Here is a 17,328-nt window from a genome sequence, read left to right on the forward strand (position 1 = left end):
TTCATGACAAGTCGGAACCTCGGGATGAGCGCCAAGCCTGCTTTTTTAACCATACAAGGACTGCACAAGCAGTTCGGCTCCTTTACTGCCCTGGACCAGGTCAGCCTGGATATCCAGGCCGGTGAACTGGTCTGTTTGCTGGGCCCCTCGGGCTGCGGCAAAACCACTTTGCTGCGATGCATTGCAGGCCTGCAACAGGCAGACCGGGGCAGCATCGTTATGGCTGGACGTGACATCACTGAACTGCCCCCCCAACAACGCGACTACGGCATCCTGTTTCAGTCCTACGCCCTGTTTCCCAACCTGACCGTGGCTCAAAACATTGCTTATGGGCTGTCGCCCCGCAAAAACCTGGCCACACAAGTGCGTCAGCGGGTCTCGGAAATGCTGGATCTGGTGGGTTTGTCCGGTTCGGAAAACAAATACCCGGCCCAATTGTCCGGCGGCCAGCAACAGCGCGTGGCCCTGGCCCGCGCCCTGGCTCCTTCACCCTCGCTGCTTTTGCTGGACGAGCCCATGTCCGCCCTGGATGCGCAGGTGCGCGAACGCCTGCGCAGCGAGCTGCGTGCGCTGCAAAAACAGCTGTCCATTACCACCTTGATGGTGACGCACGACCAGGAAGAGGCCATGGTCATGGCCGACCGCATTGCCGTGATGGATAAAGGCCGCCTGGTTCAATTTGATCGTCCCCAGGCTCTGTATCGCGCCCCGGCAGACCCATTTGTCGCCGGTTTCGTGGGCGAGGCCAACTGGCTGCCGTTCACGCCTTTGCATGATTGCTCGGTGCTGGTCGAGCGGGTCCGTCTGGACCTGAGCCAGGAGGCACCAACCAGTGCCGGACGACTGTTCATACGTCCCGAGAACATCCGCGTGCTGGACAACAACAGCCCCACTTCGGTCACCAATACGTTTCTGGCAGACATTGTGGATGGCATCTTCCTGGGTCGCCACTACAAACTGACGCTGCGTCCGGAGGGCATGGACGGCTTGACTGTGCAGGCCATCGTCAATCCGGAGCAGGGAGACCGCCTGCTTGACCCACTGGCTGCACGACGCTGTCGTATCCAGCTTCCCAGCGAGGCCTTGCATGCCCACCACTAATACTGCCGTGCCGCCAGCCGGCACGGCCGCCCTGCCCTCGACCAGCCTGTACGGGCTACCCCTTGCCGACACACGCGTGAAGAATCCCCCGCTGACTCGTCGCGTCTTGCCTGCCTGGATAGGCGCGGCAGCACGACGCGCCCTCTTGATTGCCCTGTTTGCCCTGCTGGTGCTGTTTTTGGCCCTGCCCATGCTGTTTATCCTGCTGCGAGCCGTTCAGGACAGCGAGGGTCAGTTGGTCGGGCTGGGCCAGTTCTGGTCCATCATCAGCGCCCCAGGCTTCATGCACATGGTGGGTCGCTCGATTCTGGTTGGCCTCACCACCCTGACCATTGTCATTCCCGCTGCCTACGCCTTTGCCTTTGCCCTGCAGCGCTGTTGCATCCGGGGTGCCGGTCTGTTCCGGGCTTTGGGACTGCTGCCCTTGCTGGCGCCCTCGCTGATGCCGGGCCTGTCCTTGATCTATTTGTTCGGCAATCAGGGACTGCTGCGTCACTGGATAGGCGGCGAGACGATCTACGGCTTCTGGGGCATTGTGCTGGGGGAGGCTTTTTATACCTTCCCCCATGCCTTGATGATTTTAAGTACCGGTCTGGCTCTGGCCGATGCCCGCCTGTATGACGCGGCGCGCGCCATGGGCGCCAACGCCTGGCGTCGCTTTATGACCGTGACGCTGCCTGCCAGCCGCTATGCCGTCTTCTCCGCCGCCTGCCTGGTCTTTACGTTGACGGTCACCGACTTTGGGGTACCTAAGGTCGTGGGGGGCTCCTACAACGTACTGGCTATGGAAGCCTATAAGGCCGTGGTCGGCCAATTACAGTTCTCCAAAGGCGCTGCCATTGGGGTGCTGCTGTTGATCCCGGCCGTCCTGACCTTCTTTCTGGACCGCCACCTGCGTGCCCGTGCTCGCGGTCAGGCACAAGGGTCTTTAAGCGCCTATTCGCCCCAGCCACACCGCCGCCGTGACCGCTATTTCATGGGGGTCATGGTGCTGATTTCCCTGGCGATCCTGACCATTGTAGGCATGGCCGTCTGGGCCTCCCTGATCAAGTTCTGGCCTTACAACCTGAGCCTGTCCCTGAAGTCCTACGACTTCAACAATATGGATGGCGGCGGCTGGCTGGCCTGGCGCAACAGCCTGACCATGGCCTTGTTCACCGCCGTGATCGGCTCGGCCCTGATTTTCCTGGGTGCCTGGGTGCTGGAAAAACTCCCCGCCCGCGGCCGGACCGACAAAGGTCTGTACAGCCTGTTGCAGATGCTGGCGCTGGCCCCCATGGCCATTCCCGGACTGGTTCTGGGTTTGGGTTACATCTTCTTTTTCAACCATCCCAACAACCCCCTGGCCGGCTTGTATGGCTCCATGACCTTGTTGGTCCTGTGCAGCGTCATTCACCTGTACACCAGCGCCCACCTGAACTTCGTGACCGCCCTGAAGGCGATTCCCGCGGAGCTGGAGGCGGCCGCGGCTTCCTTGAAAGCGCCACGCCTGTCCACCTTGATGGGGGTGACCTTGCCCCTGTGTCTGCCTGCCTTGCTGTCCGTGGCGCGCTATTTGTTTGTCTCGGCCATGACCACCGTGTCTGCCGTCGTATTTCTTTACAGCCCGCAAACCGTGCTGGCCTCGGTCGCCGTCATGAATATGGATGACGCCGGCTTTATTGGCCCGGCAGCGGCCATGTGTACGGTCATCATGCTGAGCTCCGGTTTTGTCTGCCTGCTGGTTCATGTACTGAGCCGTGCCGCCTTGCGCCGCAGCCAGGCCTGGCGCTCTCCCTCTCTTTCTCCAACCCGATAGGACCGCAATGCCCTCCCCTACTTGCGCAAATACGCCACTTGATACATCCACCTCCCAGGCCATGCACCTTGAAGCCCTGATTTTCGACTGGGCCGGCACGCTGGTGGACTTTGGCTCCTTTGCTCCCACTCAAATTCTGGTTGAAGCCTTCAAATGCTTTGATCTGACCCTGAACCTGGACCAGGCTCGCAGCGCCATGGGCATTGGCAAATGGGACCACATCAAAGCCATGCTGGAACTGCCCGAAGTGCATGCCCAGTTCGTGGCCCTGCACGATCGCCAGCCTGATGATAACGATGTGGACCGCATCTACAACACGTTCCTGCCCATGCAAAACGAACGCGTGGGCGAGTTCTCCGCGGCCATCCCGGGTGCGCGTGAAACCTTGTCTTGGGCGCGTCGCCAAGGCCTGAAGATTGGCTCGTGCTCCGGCTACCCGCGTCTGGTTCTGGACAATCTGTTGCAACACGCCCATCGCCAGCAAGTGCTGGTGGACTACCACGTGGCCTTCGATGAAGTGCCACAGGCGCGCCCCTGGCCCGCCATGGCCTTGGAAAACGTCATCCGTCTGGAAATCCGCAATGTCAGCGCCTGCGTCAAAATTGACGATACGGCGGTCGGAATTGAGGAAGGCCGCAATGCCGGCATGTGGACGGTGGGTTTGCTGCTCTCGGGCAACGCCGCCGGTCTGACCGAGCTGGAATTTCTGGCCTTGGATGAAACGAGCCGCCAGACCCTGCGTGATCGCGCTGCTGCCACGTTTGCCCACGCCCAGCCTCATTATCTGATTGATACCGTTGCCCAACTGCCTGCCGTGATTGAACAGATCAATGAGCGCATGGCCCAGGGCGGACACCCCAGCGACTCTCTCTAACCCCTCCCCCTTTTGCTGTCACAAGGACATTCCTTCATGAAAACCATTGTTCTGAGCTCCTTGGCCGCCGCTTTGATGGGCACCGCCTCTTTGGCACACGCTGCCACCACCCTGACGGTGTATACCGCGCTGGAAGCCGATCAGCTCAAAGCCTACCAAGCCGCTTTTGAAAAAGAGAACCCCGATATCAAGATCCAGTGGGTCCGCGACTCCACCGGCATCATCACCGCCAAGTTGCTCGCTGAAAAGAACAACCCGAAAGCTGACGCGGTCTGGGGTCTGGCCGGCTCCTCCCTGGGCCTGATGGCCAGCCAGGACATGCTGCAGCCTTACGCCCCCAAGGGCCTGGAAAAAATTGACGCCAAAATGCGCGACCAGAACAATCCGCCCAGCTGGGTCGGCATGGACGGGTTTGCCGCTGCCTTGTGTGTGAACACCGTCGAGCTGGAAAAAAACAAGCTGCCCATGCCGACCTCCTGGGAAGATCTGACCAAGCCGGTCTATGCCGGCAAGATCGTGATGCCCAACCCGGCCTCCTCCGGCACCGGCTTCCTGGACGTCAGCGCCTGGTTGCAGCTGTTTGGTGAAGATAAAGGCTGGGCCTTCATGGACGGCCTGCACAAGAACATTGGCGCCTACACCCACTCGGGTTCCAAGCCTTGCAATATGGCTGCTTCCGGCGAGTATGCGATTGGCGTGTCCTTTGACTACCGCGGCGCCCGCCTGAAAGAAGAAGGCGCTCCCCTGGAGCTGGTGTTCCCCAAAGAAGGTCTGGGCTGGGAAATTGAGGCCGCGGCTATCATGAAAGGCACCAAGAACCTGGAAGCCGCGCAGAAACTGGCTGACTTTTCTGCCAGCGAAGCCGCCAACCATCTGTACAAGACCAACTTCGCGGTTCTGGCCATTCCTTCCATCGCGACCGCCAACCCCCATCTGCCTGCAGACCTGAACCAGCGTCTGATCGACAACAACTTCGTATGGGCTGCTGAAAACCGCGAGCGCATCATCGACGAATGGACCAAGCGTTACGACGGTAAATCGGAAGCCAAGAAGTAATGAGCACACAACACTACGACGTGATCGTGGTGGGGGGCGGCATCCTGGGCATGGCACATGCCTGGGCGGCTGCCCGCCGCAAGCTACGGGTGGCTGTGCTTGAGCGCAGTCATCAGGCCCAAGGCGCCACCATACGTAATTTCGGTCAGGTCCTGGTCACCGGCCAGGCTCCGGGCATCATGATGGAACTGGCTCGCCAAAGCCGCGGACTGTGGCTGGAACTGGCCGCGCAAGCGGGCTTTCATGTGCGCAGCAATGGTTCGCTGGTACTGGCGCGCAATCATCTGGAACTGGAACTGCTGGAAGACTTCGCTCAAGGCCGTGCCAAGGATGCGGGTGTGGCATGCCAGATGTTGAGCGGCAAGGAACTGGCCGCCTTGTTTGAAGGCCGCTTGGGGCATCACCACGGTGCGCTGCAAGGTCTGGACGATTTGCAGATTTACTCGCGCGACGCCCTGCCCGCCATTACCAGCAGCCTGCAGGCCATGGGCGTCGATGTGTATACCCAGGCACATGTGCATTATGCCCAAGCGGGTCAGGTACACAGCAGCGTGGGCGACTTCACGGCCAACAGCATTTTTGTGTGCCCAGGCCATGACTACAGCAGCCTGCATCGCGAACTGCTGGAGACCGTCAAACCCTCGGTGACCCGTCTGCAAATGCTGAAAGTGCGTGCACAAGACGCGGGCTGGGCCTTGGACCGACCCTTGCTGACAGGTTTGTCCTGCCTGCACTATGGTGCCTTCAGCGACCTGCCTCTGGCAGCCACACTGCGCGAGCAGGTACAGCAACGCCACGGCGTGCTCTTGGAGCAAGGCATTCATTTGCTGATGAGCCCAACCCCTCAGGGCGACCTGATCATTGGGGATTCGCACGACTACGGCCAGCAAGCCAGTCCCTTCAACCAGGAAGAAACAGACCAGTACCTGCTGGCTCTGGCTGAAACGGTGCTGGGATGCCCGGTTCAGGTGCTTCAACGCTGGCAGGGGGTGTACGGTGCAAAAGGACCGGCTCCGTTTTCCGTCTTGCAGGCCGATGGCAGCACACTAGTGACGGTCATGCACACCGGCTTGGGCATGACCACAGGTCTGGCAATCGGCGAACGCAATATCGCCGCTCGCTACGATTGATGGCTGGGCGTGGAGGGTTCGACCAGCGGATCAGCCTTTACCCACGCCACAAGAGTGCCAAAACGCGCAGCCCACGCTGCGCGTTTTTCTTTTCTTCAGGCATGCATCTGGAGATCAACATCAACGACCTCAAAATAAAGCAAACTGCGATACGTTCTTAGCAGGAATTTCCCACTGGCAACCCAACATAGTGGAATAAAATACGCCACACGATAGGCCAGAGCTACCGCTCATGAGCTTTAGCACTCCACACAGCCAGGCTGGCGCCCCACCCCCCGTCACCATCGGTGATGACGGCTTGGCTTGCTCAGGACAGGAAGAGATCCATGAAAGACAGTGACAGCGGGCTGCGTTTTATAGACTGCGATGAAGAGCAGCATGCAGCCGCTATTTTGGCGATCCTGAACGACGCTATCGTGAACTCCACCGCGCTTTACGACTATGTGCCGCGCCCACCCGACGCCATGGTGAGCTGGTTTGCCACCAAACGCGCCAACGGCTTTCCCGTGGTGGGCGTCATGGACGATGCGGGCACGCTGATGGGCTTTGCTACCTGGGGCAGCTTCCGCGCCTTTCCCGCCTACAAATACACCATGGAACACAGCGTGTATGTACACCCGGCGCATCGCGGCAAAGGCCTGGGCAAAATTCTGATGCAAGAGCTGATCCGCCGTGCCCGTCTGGCCAATGTGCATACGCTGGTGGGCTGTATTGATGCCAGCAATGCGGGCAGTATCCACCTGCATAAGCGTCTGGGCTTTACCCATTCGGGCACGTTCAAGGAAGTGGGCTTCAAATTTGGGCGCTGGCTCGATGCCGCCTTTTACCTGCTGACGCTGGATACGCCGACCGAGCCGGTGGATGGCTGACGCGCAAAAAAACCATCGCGGCCTACTGCCTGCGATGGTTTCTTTCAGGCCATTGCCCCGGACTCAGGCGCTGGCTTTCTGCTTTTCGTAACACACGGCAAAGGCAATCAAACCCAGCACAATACTGAAAATGCCAACGCCCACTGCCACGGCAGCCAGCAGCCCCAGGCCTACTGCCACAAACACGCCAGGAAAGGCGTAGCTTCGCAACCAGGAAGGTTGCTTGGGAACAAGAAACAGCCCTAGAAACAAGAACCAGGGCATCACAATCGTCCAGAACAGACTGTCCATTAGCACGTCACGCATCATTATTCCATTGAAGTAGAAGGGGCTTGGGCAAGTGGTCAAGCTACTCGCCATTCCGGGTGGATTGTAAACGTCCCTAGGCTGGCGTCCCAGCATGGGCGACTGTTATAAGAGAGAATTATTGTTTTATAGCTAAAGGACCCGCCATGAGCATGCTTAGCTTGACTAGCGCAGACCAGCACCGTTTCGAGGCCTATGCCGCCGGCGATGAACAGGCCGAACGCGGCTTGATCGTGCTGCAGGAGATTTTTGGTGTGAATCAACATATCCGTGACACCTGCGAGCGCTTTGCCGAGCAAGGCTACCGCGTACTGTCACCCGCCCTGTTCGACCGACAAGAGAAGAATGTACAACTGGGCTACACCGCCGAGGACGTGCAAGCGGGTCTGGCGCTGCGCAATCGCATTGCGCTCGACAAAACCCTGCTGGATATTCAGGCCTGCATCGATGCCTTGGGCTCCCGCAAGGTGGGTATTGTGGGCTATTGCTGGGGAGGGTCCTTGAGCTGGCTGGCCGCCTGCCGCTTGCAGGGTCTGCAAGCCGCCAGTTGCTGGTATGGTTCACAGATTGCCCAGAACGCCCAGGAACAGCCCAAGATTCCGGTGCAAATGCACTTTGGCGCTCTGGATCATTCCATCCCTGCCAGCGCCATTCAGACCATTAAAGACGCGCAAAAGGACGTGGCCATTTACGTGTACGAGCCTGCCGGACATGGTTTTGGCTGCGATCATCGCCCCGATTTTCACCCAGCGTCCTACCAACTGGCTCAAGAGCGTACACTCGCTTTCTTTGCCGACCATCTCCGTTAAGCCCCCATGCTTGAATCCAGCGACGACCTGCTTGCTCTGTTGAACACCACCATGCCTTACGGGAAATACAAAGGTCGCTTGCTGGCCGACCTGCCGGGGCATTACCTGAACTGGTTTGCCCGGGAAGGCTTTCCTTCCGGGCGGCTGGGGCAGCTACTGGCCCTGATGCACGAGCTGGACCACAACGGCCTGAAATCCTTGCTGGACCCCTTGCGCCCGCGCAGCCGCTAAGCGGCACAAATCCCTTACTGGGTGGCGGGCTGCGACGGTATGTCGCCGTACCGCTTGCTACTATCAAGGCTTCCTCTACACCCCATTGTGAAGGACCTCATGACTATCGATCTCTCCGCCTTCCCCATCACCCGCAAATGGCCGGCACAGCACCCCGAGCGCTTGCAACTGTATTCCTTGCCCACCCCCAATGGCGTCAAGGTTTCCATCATGCTGGAAGAAATTGGCCTGCCTTACGAGCCACATCTGGTCAGCTTTGAGCGCAACGATCAGCTCAGCCCGGAATTCATTTCACTTAGCAGCAATAACAAGATTCCGGCGATTCTGGACCCCAATGGCCCTGGCAATAAACCGCTGGCCTTGTTCGAGTCCGGTGCCATCCTGATCTATCTGGCAGAAAAAACCGGCCAGTTGCTCTCTGCGGACCCGGCCCAACGCTATGAAACCCTGCAATGGTTGATGTTCCAGATGGGCGGCGTCGGCCCCATGTTTGGTCAGCTCGGCTTCTTTCACAAATTTGCCGGCAAGGACTATGAAGACAAGCGCCCCCGTGACCGCTATGTCAACGAGTCCAAGCGGCTGCTGGGCGTGATCGACACGCATCTGGACGGTAAGGACTGGATGGTGGGCAACCGCTACTCCATCGCCGATATTGCCCTGTTCCCCTGGATTGCCAACCTGATCGGTTTTTACGGCGCAGGCGAGTTGGTGGAGTACGAGCAATTCAAGAACGTGGCCCGTGTCCTGCAGCAATTCCAGGCCCGCCCGGCAGTGCAACGAGGCCTGAACATTCCTGCCCGTGATTGATGGATCAGCAGGCATGATCGCTGGCTATCAGTGGCGCCGCACACCACCTTGCAATAGCCCTGCTATCGAACTGGTCTTTTTTGTTTCATTTATTGGCAATCCGTACAATTGCCTTCCTAAACATTCTGCGCAAGCGGTACTATTCCGTTTGCCAGGCTTGTTCGTCAATCAAAAAACCAGTCTGCTCATGGAGCAGATACAGGCAAATCCACCAGCCTGATGAGCAAGCCTTCAAAGCCCTGGATTCTTTCCAGGGCTTTTTTTTGTGTGTACGATTTGGCGCCCCCACAGCGACTGTTTTAGCTGCACGCCATTTTCCAGGTGCAAGGCCTGCACCGTCACAGTCAACCTGAGCCTACACCGCAGGCAAAGGGATGAACTGCTCATCGTCCAGTGGCGGCAGGCGGATGCGGCCATTGAGCCAGTCGTCCTTGGCCTGCTCGATGCGGTCTTTGCGCGAGGACACGAAGTTCCACCAGATATGGCGTGGTCCCAAAGGCTCGCCGCCCAGCAGCATCAAGTGGCTGCTCTGCTCGGCAAGGATACGGGGGCTGTCACCTTTGGCAAAGACCAGCATCTGGCCAGCTGGATAACGCTGACTACCTATTTCCAACCCACCCGCACAGATATAAATGGCGCGCTCGTCGTGGCCGGTTGGCAAAGGGACAGACTGGCCGGCCTGCACGCGCAACTCCATGTAGAACAAAGGCGAGGCCACACTGGCGGGACTGCACAAACCCAACGCCGAGCCGGCAATCAGGCGACCTTCCAGGCCCGTATCCTTAATCAGAGGTAGCTGCTCGGCCTCATAATGCACAAAGTCCGGATTCTGTTCTTCCTTGTGTTCCGGCAAGGCCACCCAGGCCTGGATACCATCCATGCGACCCCCTTGCGCGCGCATGGGTTCAAAGCGCTCGGAATGGCTGATGCCTGAACCCGCGGTCATCCAATTGAGCGCACCCGGTGTAATGTCCTGCTCCACGCCCAGACTGTCGCGGTGCGTCATGGCCCCTTCAAACAAATAGGTCACGGTAGACAGGCCGATATGCGGGTGTGGGAGCACATCATTCTCCGTCCCTACCGGTGCCGTCAACGCCTGCGGTCCCATGCGATCAAAGAAGATAAAGGGCCCCACCATACGCCGTTGGCGAAAGGGCAAAACGCGCCCCACTTCAAATGCACCAATACTGTGCTGGCGTTGTGGAATCAGCAGCTCGACCATAGACACCTCTATTGGGAAGTCGCAAAAATGCAATCCCGATTACTATACTCTGGTCCCTGATTGGTTCGCTTACTCCCGCATGCCCACGCTCTCACTCTTTGATCCCGATCCCGGCAACGTCCTGACTCTGGATACCGGCCTGATCGCCCTGCCGGGCCTGGCCCTGCCCTATGCCGCCGCTTTGGCGCGGGCGGTTCAAGAACTGCTGCACAGTGCCCCCTGGCGACATATGCAGGTTCCATCAGGACATCGCATGTCAGCCGCACAAAGTAGCTGTGGAAACTTGGGATGGATATCGGACGAGCACGGCTATCGCTACAGTCCCACCGACCCGCAAAGCGGTTTGGGCTGGCCCGCCATGCCTCCGGTCTTCAAGGACTTGCTGACGCACATTGCCCAGGAGTCAGGCCAGGGCCCTTTGCAGCCAGATACCTGCCTGATCAACTACTACGACGAGCACGCGCATATGTCCTTGCATCAGGACAGAAACGAGCGCGACTTGCAGCACCCGATTGTCTCGGTGTCCTTGGGGCGTGAGGCCTTGTTCTTATGGGGTGGCGCAACACGCAGCGCCCCGGTGCGTACCCTGCGGCTGCGTGACGGTGATGTGCTGATCTGGTGGGGGCCTTCCAGATTGAATTTTCATGGCATACGCAGGCTGGAAGGCCCGGCCCATCCCCTGTGGGGCTCAGGCCGGGTCAATCTGACTTTTCGCAAGGCGGGCTAAGGCCCCGCTCGTCAAGCCAGTTCAGGCGGTGCAAAGCGACGGTTTTCCAGAACAGGCAAAATACGGCGGGCGTAAGCCAGACGCTCCCGATCAAGATCCACCAGCAACAAGGTTGGCGTCTCCGCCGCCTGCGCCACGATCACACCCAATGGGTCTACCACCAGACTTTGACCAATATTGCGTTCACCACATTCACCGACAGCCACCATATAGGCTGTATTTTCCAAAGCACGAGCTGTCGTCAGCACTCGCCAGTGATGCTCTTTCAAGGGCCCTTTGAGCCACGCCGCAGGTGCCAGCAACACCTGCGCCCCCTCGATGCACAAGCGTCGGGCCAGCTCGGGAAAGCGCAGATCATAACAAGTCATCAAACCCACCTTGAAACCGGCCACCTCGATCAAAGCGGGGATCTCGGTACCCGGCTGCACATAGCGCGACTCTTGCACCGAAAACGCATCATACAAATGCAGCTTGTTGTAATGCGCCACGACCAGGCCATCACGCAAGACCACCAGCGTATTCCAGACCTTGCCCTCACTGGCAGGGGTATGAATACAAAACACCACCGTAAGGTCAGTATCACGGGTCGCGGTCCGCAGTCGGCTGACAAACTCACCGTCCAGTGTTTGGGCCGATTTCAGCACCAGCTCCGGGTCGGCCACATTTCTCGCCAGAACCCCTTCCGGCAACACCAGCAACTGCGCCTCAGAGCGCAATGCCTGTTCGATCAGCCCCAGACAGGTAGTCAGGTTCTCCTGGGAATCTTTGGATACGGCCATCTGGCCCAATGCAACTTTCATGATCACCTCCTTGGCTGTGCGGCCTGATCGATTCTAACGCAGCCGTCGCCTCTGAGCAGGCCGGACCGGGGCCCGAACGCCCATCACCCTATCCGCTACCCCGCTCCAGCCGCGCTTTTTACCGATGGCTGGCCCCAGGTCCACAAGGAGAGCGCCATGCTGCGCGAACCTCCACAGCAGACAAGCCTCCCCATGAGCGCCTTGACGTGCTCATAGGCCTCCCAGCGCAGGGGGGCCATGCCCACCTTTCAAACAAAAGCGAGCATGCGTGCCAGCGAATTAATTGCTCTCTCATGCAGCATGGTTAAAAAAACACATCTCAATGAGATATAAAATTTATTCATGCCTTAAATAAGATAAAAGAAATAACAAAGAAAAAATTCGACCTTATACCGAAAAACAGGCTGACCAGCTTAAACAGAGAATCAACTCAGCCAGCGACACGCTTTAATTCGTTAAATCCTTTACTCCTTTTACCAGCTTTTAATATGACCGGACATATTGTTTTTTATTTTCTACTGAGCAACATAAAAAGAACGAAAAAAAAAGAGTCTGGCGTAAGCATCCGCAGACTCTGTCATCTATACTGGGGCAGCGCCCCTTTCTAGGGCCAAAACGTGAGAACGCTGTTGCAGGCCGCTTTGCGCTTGAATAATCAATGAACTAATAATTGAAATTGAAAATAAATAGCATAAAAAAAACCCCCGATTTCTTGCAAAATCAGGGGAAAGCTACCACAGGAAAATGATTGGATACAAAAAACCCAATACCGTGATTCTATATAAAAAAAATAAAAAAATCAGCCTACGTTGTTTAAGGCAGACGCTATAGATCCTTAAATTAATTTGTGCTAGGACGTAGAGATAATTAAAAATTAGAAAAACGTATCTACTTCCGACCTTGGTAGACAGCTATTGAGCCGCGGAAAATCTTGAGTCCGTACCCGGGAGTACGCGACAATACCCGGTCAGGGACCTACCCTCCCTCCCTCTTGTTTTTCAGGCCTTATCTTGTCCTCCTCACATCCTTCCTTATCTGCACAACACGTTTTACGGGCCATCCTGGCTTTAGCCGTCGGTGGCTTTTCCATCGGGACTGGCGAATTCGTCATCATGGGGCTGTTGCCTGATGTGGCCCGGGATCTGGGCATCAACATCCCGACCGCCGGCCATTTAATCAGTGCTTATGCCCTGGGCGTGGTGATCGGCGCTCCGGTACTGGCCGTACTGGGCGCGCGCTGGCCTTGGCGCCGCCTGTTGATTGCCTTGATGGCCGCTTACGCAGTGGGCAACTTCCTGACGGCAATTGCCCCCTCTTATGGCACGGTATGGGTCACCCGCTTCCTGGCCGGCTTCCCCCATGGCACCTACTTTGGTGTCGCCGCCCTGGTCGCTGCCCGCCTGGTCGCCCCCCACCGCCGGGCTCAGGCTGTCGCCTACGTAATGTTGGGCCTGACGGTGGCCACCTTGCTGGGCGTACCCATCGCTACGGCGCTGGGTCAATGGCTGAGCTGGCAGGCAGCATTCATTTTCGTCAGCGTGATTGCCGTGCTGACCATGGCGCTGATCCTGCGTTTTGTCCCGTTTGTCCCTGCCAATACCCTGGCCAGTCCTTTACGGGAACTGGGCGCCTTAAAACGCAAGCAGGTCTGGTTGACACTGGGCATAGGGGCCGTTGGTTTTGGCGGTATGTTCTCGGTGTTCAGTTACGTCAAATCCACATTAATGGACTTGGCCGGCTTGTCTCTGAGTGCCATCCCCATGGTGCTGGCCCTGTTCGGTCTGGGCATGGTGCTGGGGAATCTGCTGGGTGCCCGCTATGCCGATCGCCATCTGGATCGTAGTATCCAACTGGTGCTGATCTGGGCCAGCGGCGTCCTGCTTTTATTTATGTTGACCGCCCATCACCCTGTTCTGGGCTCACTGAACATCCTGCTGATCGGCACGATGGTCGCCTTGGGGCCTGCCTTGCAAATTCGCCTGATGGATGTAGCCGGGGACGCCCAGACCTTGGCAGCGGCCCTGAACCACTCTGCTTTCAATCTCGCCAACGCACTGGGAGCCTGGTTGGGCGGTCTGACCATTGCAGCTGGCTGGGGCTGGACCTCCACCGCCTGGGTAGGCGCACTGCTGGCGCTAGGTGGTTTGGCCTTGCATACCCTTTCGCTGCGCATCAAGGACTGAGTAGATGGCCCCCTGGACCGCACGCATCTGCCAAGGGGCTGTTTTTTCATCTCTCCCTAACACTGAGCTGCGTGACGCCCCTGACAGCATCAGAACGTGCGGGGCACTGCTGGACGAGCAGCCAGCCAACCCGCATAGGCCATACCGAAGCTGACCAGAATGCACAAACCCAAAGCCCAACCCCAGCCGTTAAACATGTCATGCAAGCCCCCCATGGCAGGAGGTCCAAAGGCGGCCAGCAAATAGCCCATGCACTGCGCCATGCCCGACAAGGAGGCGGCCTGCGAGGTAGAGGTGGAACGCACCCCGATCAAGGACAAGGCAATCAAGAAGACACTACCGCTACCAAAGCCAAACAAGACTGCCCACAGCGATGACCAGGACGGCAGGACAAGAAATCCCACAAAGGTCAGCGTCTGAAGCACGGCCCCTGCCAAAGCCACCACACGTTGATCATGCAAACGACTGAGTAGCGGCATCAAGAGCAAAGCCGGCACGGCGGAGGCCAGTTGCATCAAACCATGGATCTGGCCGGCATGATCGGGTTCAAAACCATAACTCACCAACATCACGGGCAACCAGCTGGCCACCATGTAGTAGGCCAAGGAATTCAAGCCCATATACAGCGTGATATACCAGGCTAGCGGCAAACGCCATACCGGAGCGCCGGACGCCGACAGCGCGGGGGCATCTTGTGCGGCACGTCGGTCTGCACCCAGTTGCGTTGCCCACACTGCCACGCAGGCCAAGGCCATGATTCCCACCACAATCAGGGACGACCAACGCCAGCTTTGGCCCGTCCACTCGGCCATGGGCACCGCCAGAGCGGAATTGAACGCCGCTACCAAGCCCATGAACAAGACATACAAAGACGTGACAAGGCTGATGCGCATGGGGAAATGGCGTTTGACCAGCGACGGCAACAGCACATTGCCCAACGCAATGCCGACCGCCAGCAGACCAATACCCGCAAACAGCTCGCCTACCCCACCCAGAATGCGCAACACCACACCGGCGGCGATCAGCACCGAAGCGATAAACAAAGAACGAGACAGGCCCACCACCCGAGCCATGCCCGCTGCCAGCAATGAAATCACGGCAAAGATGAACAAAGGCATGGCAGTGAGCAGGCCGGCCTGCGTGGACGACAAAGACAAATCTGTCTGAATCAGGTCCAGCAAGGGCGCTATACCCGTAATCGGAGCCCGCAGATTGCCCGCAATCAGCAACACCCCCACTAATACCAGCATGGGGTGGGCAAACCAGGAAAAGCGAGAATGGGACATGAAAAACGACCAGTAGGTAAAAACCCTAGTCTATCGTTTTACCGCTTCGACGCAAACAGGATATTATGACAATTTATACCTCTAAACAGACAAACCATGAGTTTTAGCGCTGACCCGCAGGGAGGGCCTGTTTTCAGCATCAAGATGGCGATGGGCAGCACGACCGAAAATCCCCTGCATACCCATCCCAATGGCCAACTGATCATGACGCAATATGGCTCGGTGACCCTGCAGACCGACCAGGGCTACTGGATGGTGCCGCCCCTGTGCGCGGTCTGGGTGCCGGTGGGCATCCGGCACCGCGCCCGTGTTGACGATCAGGCCCTGATCCATTTTCTGTATATTGAGCCCGGCCTGGATCAACTGCCCGAGCACTGCTGCACCCTGCAGTTAAGTCCCCTGGTGCGGGAACTGATTATTCACCTGAGCGAGCTCAAGGCTGACTACGAGCTGGGCAGCCAGACCCATAGACTGGCTCTGGTGCTGCTGGAGACCTTGAACCAGATGCCCACCCGCCAGCTGCACGTTCCCGTGCCGGAAGACAGGGTGTTGCAAACAATTGCCCAGCACATGCTCAAGCAGCCTGATTCACGCCCCACCATGGCCGACTGGGCTCAAGAACTGGCTATGAGCGAGCGCACCCTGGCCCGACATATGCTAAAACACACAGGGATGAGCTTTGGGCGCTGGCGTCAACAATTCATGATCATGCTGGCCTTGCAAAAACTGGGTTCAGGCATGTCTGTCAAAAGCACTGCCAGGGAGTTGGGTTACACCTCGATCAGTGCCTTTATCAGTGTTTTCAAATCCATTGTGGGCGAGACCCCCAGCCGTTACGTAGGCCAGAGCCCATCCTCTTAAGCCCCCTTACCCTCAACACACATCCATGACCTCCACACCTCTGTCCCGCAACGGATATCTGCATCGCTTATTAAGTTGGTTTCAGATCTCTCACCTGTCGGCGGGACTGATCGCCGTGCTGGTGGGCTACACCAGTTCCGCGGCCATTGTTTTTCAGGCGGCACAGGCGGCCGGGGCCAGTACAGCCGAACTGGGCTCCTGGATGTGGTCCTTGGGTATTGGTTTGGGCCTGCTGTCGGCAGGCCTGTCTTTGCGCTACAAAATTCCCATTCTGACGGCCTGGTCCACGCCCGGCGCGGCCTTATTGGCCACCGGACTGGTGGGGCTGCCCATGTCCCAGGCCGTGGGAATTTTTCTGTTTTCCTCCTTGCTAACCGCCATTTGCGGCCTTAGCGGCAGCTTTCAAAAGCTGATGCACTACATGCCACGCAGCATTGCCGGCGCCATGCTGGGCGGAATCCTGCTGCGCTTTGGTCTGGATTTGTTTGGCGCCATGCAGACCCAATGGCTACTGTGTCTGGGCATGTTCATTGTGTTTTTGACGGTGCGCCAGTGGTCAGCCCGCTATGCGGTCCCTCTGGCTCTGGTGGCCGGTGTCACCATCGCCGCGCTGCAGGGCCTGTTGAAAATGGAGATTTTGAGCTGGACGCCCGCTACGCCCGTACTGGTCTGGCCGGAGTTTTCCTGGACGGCCCTGATCGGGGTGGGCATACCGTTTTTCATCGTAACCATGAGCTCGCAAAACATTCCGGGCGTGGCCGTCTTGAAGGCCCATAACTATGACGCCCCCAACTCCACCGTCATCAGCTGGACGGGGATTGTGGGGCTGATCTTCGGCCCCTTTGGCGGCTACGCCTACAATCTGGCCGCCATCAGTGCGGCCCTGTGCATGACGCCGGAAGTCGATGCCGACCCAGGCCAGCGCTACCGCGCCAGTGTCTGGGCCGGTATTTTTTATATTGCCGCCGGTATTTTCGGCGCCACCGTGGTCAGCCTGTTTGCCGCTTTCCCCACGGAACTGATCGCGGCCATTGCCGGGCTGGCTTTGCTGGGCACCATAGGCAATAGCATTCACATGGCGCTGGAAGCCCCGGATACCCGTGATGCGGCCCTGGTCACCTTTTTGACCACCGCCTCGGGCATGAGCCTGCTCAATATCGGCAGCGCCTTTTGGGGTCTGATTTTCGGCATGGCTATCTATTTGATTCAGAAACGAAAAGTGTCCTGAGTGGGCTTTTCCCTCAGCCTCTGTTCAAGACGGCAAACAA

The 17,328-nt window shown here is 58.1% G+C and carries 17 protein-coding genes; 13 read left to right on the forward strand and 4 right to left on the reverse strand.

The genetic code is table 11. The features are described from left to right. Positions 1 to 24: 24 nt before the first annotated feature. From RSQ48_RS10280 to RSQ48_RS10305, 6 genes are all read left to right on the forward strand, one after another. Positions 25 to 1,101, forward strand: a complete 1,077-nt coding sequence (locus RSQ48_RS10280; protein WP_131070650.1) for a putative 2-aminoethylphosphonate ABC transporter ATP-binding protein — start codon at positions 25 to 27, stop codon at positions 1,099 to 1,101. After that, positions 1,088 to 2,899: a putative 2-aminoethylphosphonate ABC transporter permease subunit gene (locus RSQ48_RS10285; RefSeq protein ID WP_336579345.1), complete on the forward strand. Its 1,812-nt coding sequence runs from the start codon at positions 1,088 to 1,090 to the stop codon at positions 2,897 to 2,899. The genes RSQ48_RS10280 and RSQ48_RS10285 overlap by 14 nt, the downstream gene beginning before the upstream one ends. A 7-nt stretch (positions 2,900 to 2,906) precedes the next feature. After that, complete coding sequence (gene phnX / locus RSQ48_RS10290; RefSeq protein ID WP_415301757.1) at positions 2,907 to 3,773, forward strand: phosphonoacetaldehyde hydrolase; 867 nt, start codon at positions 2,907 to 2,909, stop codon at positions 3,771 to 3,773. Positions 3,774 to 3,809: 36 nt separating this feature from the next. Further along, positions 3,810 to 4,829, forward strand: a complete 1,020-nt coding sequence (locus RSQ48_RS10295) for a putative 2-aminoethylphosphonate ABC transporter substrate-binding protein (RefSeq protein ID WP_003799399.1) — start codon at positions 3,810 to 3,812, stop codon at positions 4,827 to 4,829. Continuing rightward, positions 4,829 to 5,959: a TIGR03364 family FAD-dependent oxidoreductase gene (locus tag RSQ48_RS10300; protein ID WP_415301758.1), complete on the forward strand. Its 1,131-nt coding sequence runs from the start codon at positions 4,829 to 4,831 to the stop codon at positions 5,957 to 5,959. Before RSQ48_RS10295 ends, RSQ48_RS10300 begins: the two co-directional genes overlap by 1 nt. Before the next feature lie 326 nt (positions 5,960 to 6,285). Continuing rightward, positions 6,286 to 6,828 (forward strand): GNAT family N-acetyltransferase, encoded by a 543-nt coding sequence (locus RSQ48_RS10305; RefSeq protein WP_003799396.1) that lies wholly within the window; start codon positions 6,286 to 6,288, stop codon positions 6,826 to 6,828. A 63-nt stretch (positions 6,829 to 6,891) separates the two neighbouring features. Here RSQ48_RS10305 and RSQ48_RS10310 read toward each other — a convergent pair whose 3' ends face one another. Then, complete coding sequence (locus tag RSQ48_RS10310) at positions 6,892 to 7,134, reverse strand: hypothetical protein (protein WP_235587731.1); 243 nt, start codon at positions 7,132 to 7,134, stop codon at positions 6,892 to 6,894. Between the two features lie 146 nt (positions 7,135 to 7,280). Here RSQ48_RS10310 and RSQ48_RS10315 point away from each other — a divergent pair, with 146 nt between their 5' ends. The 3 genes from RSQ48_RS10315 to RSQ48_RS10325 all read left to right on the forward strand — a co-directional run bounded on the left by RSQ48_RS10315 (position 7,281) and on the right by RSQ48_RS10325 (position 8,981). After that, on the forward strand, positions 7,281 to 7,943 hold the full coding sequence (locus RSQ48_RS10315; protein WP_415301759.1) for a dienelactone hydrolase family protein: 663 nt from the start codon (positions 7,281 to 7,283) through the stop codon (positions 7,941 to 7,943). 6 nt (positions 7,944 to 7,949) lie between these two features. Then, positions 7,950 to 8,174, forward strand: coding sequence for a DUF3820 family protein (locus tag RSQ48_RS10320; protein WP_003799391.1), 225 nt, complete (start codon positions 7,950 to 7,952; stop codon positions 8,172 to 8,174). A 99-nt stretch (positions 8,175 to 8,273) separates the two neighbouring features. Then, positions 8,274 to 8,981, forward strand: a complete 708-nt coding sequence (locus RSQ48_RS10325) for a glutathione binding-like protein (RefSeq protein ID WP_003799385.1) — start codon at positions 8,274 to 8,276, stop codon at positions 8,979 to 8,981. A gap of 355 nt (positions 8,982 to 9,336) precedes the next feature. Here the strand turns inward: RSQ48_RS10325 and RSQ48_RS10330 are convergent, their stop codons facing one another. Then, positions 9,337 to 10,203, reverse strand: a complete 867-nt coding sequence (locus RSQ48_RS10330; protein ID WP_003799383.1) for a pirin family protein — start codon at positions 10,201 to 10,203, stop codon at positions 9,337 to 9,339. Between the two features lie 79 nt (positions 10,204 to 10,282). Between RSQ48_RS10330 and RSQ48_RS10335 the strand changes: the two genes are divergently transcribed. Then, positions 10,283 to 10,930: an alpha-ketoglutarate-dependent dioxygenase AlkB gene (locus RSQ48_RS10335; protein WP_003799381.1), complete on the forward strand. Its 648-nt coding sequence runs from the start codon at positions 10,283 to 10,285 to the stop codon at positions 10,928 to 10,930. A gap of 11 nt (positions 10,931 to 10,941) precedes the next feature. On the opposite strand, the gene RSQ48_RS10340 is transcribed toward RSQ48_RS10335, so the two are convergent. After that, positions 10,942 to 11,730 (reverse strand): deaminated glutathione amidase, encoded by a 789-nt coding sequence (locus RSQ48_RS10340; RefSeq protein ID WP_415301760.1) that lies wholly within the window; start codon positions 11,728 to 11,730, stop codon positions 10,942 to 10,944. A gap of 1,010 nt (positions 11,731 to 12,740) precedes the next feature. Here RSQ48_RS10340 and RSQ48_RS10345 point away from each other — a divergent pair. Then, positions 12,741 to 13,913, forward strand: coding sequence for an MFS transporter (locus RSQ48_RS10345; protein ID WP_051010388.1), 1,173 nt, complete (start codon positions 12,741 to 12,743; stop codon positions 13,911 to 13,913). An 89-nt stretch (positions 13,914 to 14,002) separates the two neighbouring features. On the opposite strand, the gene RSQ48_RS10350 is transcribed toward RSQ48_RS10345, so the two are convergent. Next, positions 14,003 to 15,199: an MFS transporter gene (locus tag RSQ48_RS10350; protein ID WP_415301761.1), complete on the reverse strand. Its 1,197-nt coding sequence runs from the start codon at positions 15,197 to 15,199 to the stop codon at positions 14,003 to 14,005. A 96-nt stretch (positions 15,200 to 15,295) separates the two neighbouring features. Here RSQ48_RS10350 and RSQ48_RS10355 point away from each other — a divergent pair, with 96 nt between their 5' ends. Next, a complete protein-coding gene (locus tag RSQ48_RS10355) occupies positions 15,296 to 16,060 on the forward strand; it encodes an AraC family transcriptional regulator (protein WP_003799372.1) in 765 nt (254 codons plus the stop codon). Between the two features lie 25 nt (positions 16,061 to 16,085). Continuing rightward, the gene (locus tag RSQ48_RS10360) at positions 16,086 to 17,288 is read left to right on the forward strand and encodes a benzoate/H(+) symporter BenE family transporter (protein ID WP_003799370.1); all 1,203 of its coding nucleotides are present in this window, start codon (positions 16,086 to 16,088) and stop codon (positions 17,286 to 17,288) included. Positions 17,289 to 17,328: the final 40 nt, after the last annotated feature.

It is taken from the genome of Alcaligenes sp. SJTW-7, assembly GCF_047716895.1.
GTDB classification, from domain to species: domain Bacteria; phylum Pseudomonadota; class Gammaproteobacteria; order Burkholderiales; family Burkholderiaceae_B; genus Alcaligenes; species Alcaligenes ammonioxydans.

Coding starts and splice junctions, on each gene's coding strand:
- RSQ48_RS10280 (WP_131070650.1), top strand. CDS start 25: ATGAGCGCCAAGCCTGCTTTTTTAACCATACAAGGACTGCACAAGCAG.
- RSQ48_RS10285 (WP_336579345.1), top strand. CDS start 1,088: ATGCCCACCACTAATACTGCCGTGCCGCCAGCCGGCACGGCCGCCCTG.
- phnX (WP_415301757.1), top strand. CDS start 2,907: ATGCCCTCCCCTACTTGCGCAAATACGCCACTTGATACATCCACCTCC.
- RSQ48_RS10295 (WP_003799399.1), top strand. CDS start 3,810: ATGAAAACCATTGTTCTGAGCTCCTTGGCCGCCGCTTTGATGGGCACC.
- RSQ48_RS10300 (WP_415301758.1), top strand. CDS start 4,829: ATGAGCACACAACACTACGACGTGATCGTGGTGGGGGGCGGCATCCTG.
- RSQ48_RS10305 (WP_003799396.1), top strand. CDS start 6,286: ATGAAAGACAGTGACAGCGGGCTGCGTTTTATAGACTGCGATGAAGAG.
- RSQ48_RS10310 (WP_235587731.1), bottom strand. CDS start 7,134: ATGCGTGACGTGCTAATGGACAGTCTGTTCTGGACGATTGTGATGCCC.
- RSQ48_RS10315 (WP_415301759.1), top strand. CDS start 7,281: ATGAGCATGCTTAGCTTGACTAGCGCAGACCAGCACCGTTTCGAGGCC.
- RSQ48_RS10320 (WP_003799391.1), top strand. CDS start 7,950: ATGCTTGAATCCAGCGACGACCTGCTTGCTCTGTTGAACACCACCATG.
- RSQ48_RS10325 (WP_003799385.1), top strand. CDS start 8,274: ATGACTATCGATCTCTCCGCCTTCCCCATCACCCGCAAATGGCCGGCA.
- RSQ48_RS10330 (WP_003799383.1), bottom strand. CDS start 10,203: ATGGTCGAGCTGCTGATTCCACAACGCCAGCACAGTATTGGTGCATTT.
- RSQ48_RS10335 (WP_003799381.1), top strand. CDS start 10,283: ATGCCCACGCTCTCACTCTTTGATCCCGATCCCGGCAACGTCCTGACT.
- RSQ48_RS10340 (WP_415301760.1), bottom strand. CDS start 11,730: ATGAAAGTTGCATTGGGCCAGATGGCCGTATCCAAAGATTCCCAGGAG.
- RSQ48_RS10350 (WP_415301761.1), bottom strand. CDS start 15,199: ATGTCCCATTCTCGCTTTTCCTGGTTTGCCCACCCCATGCTGGTATTA.
- RSQ48_RS10355 (WP_003799372.1), top strand. CDS start 15,296: ATGAGTTTTAGCGCTGACCCGCAGGGAGGGCCTGTTTTCAGCATCAAG.
- RSQ48_RS10360 (WP_003799370.1), top strand. CDS start 16,086: ATGACCTCCACACCTCTGTCCCGCAACGGATATCTGCATCGCTTATTA.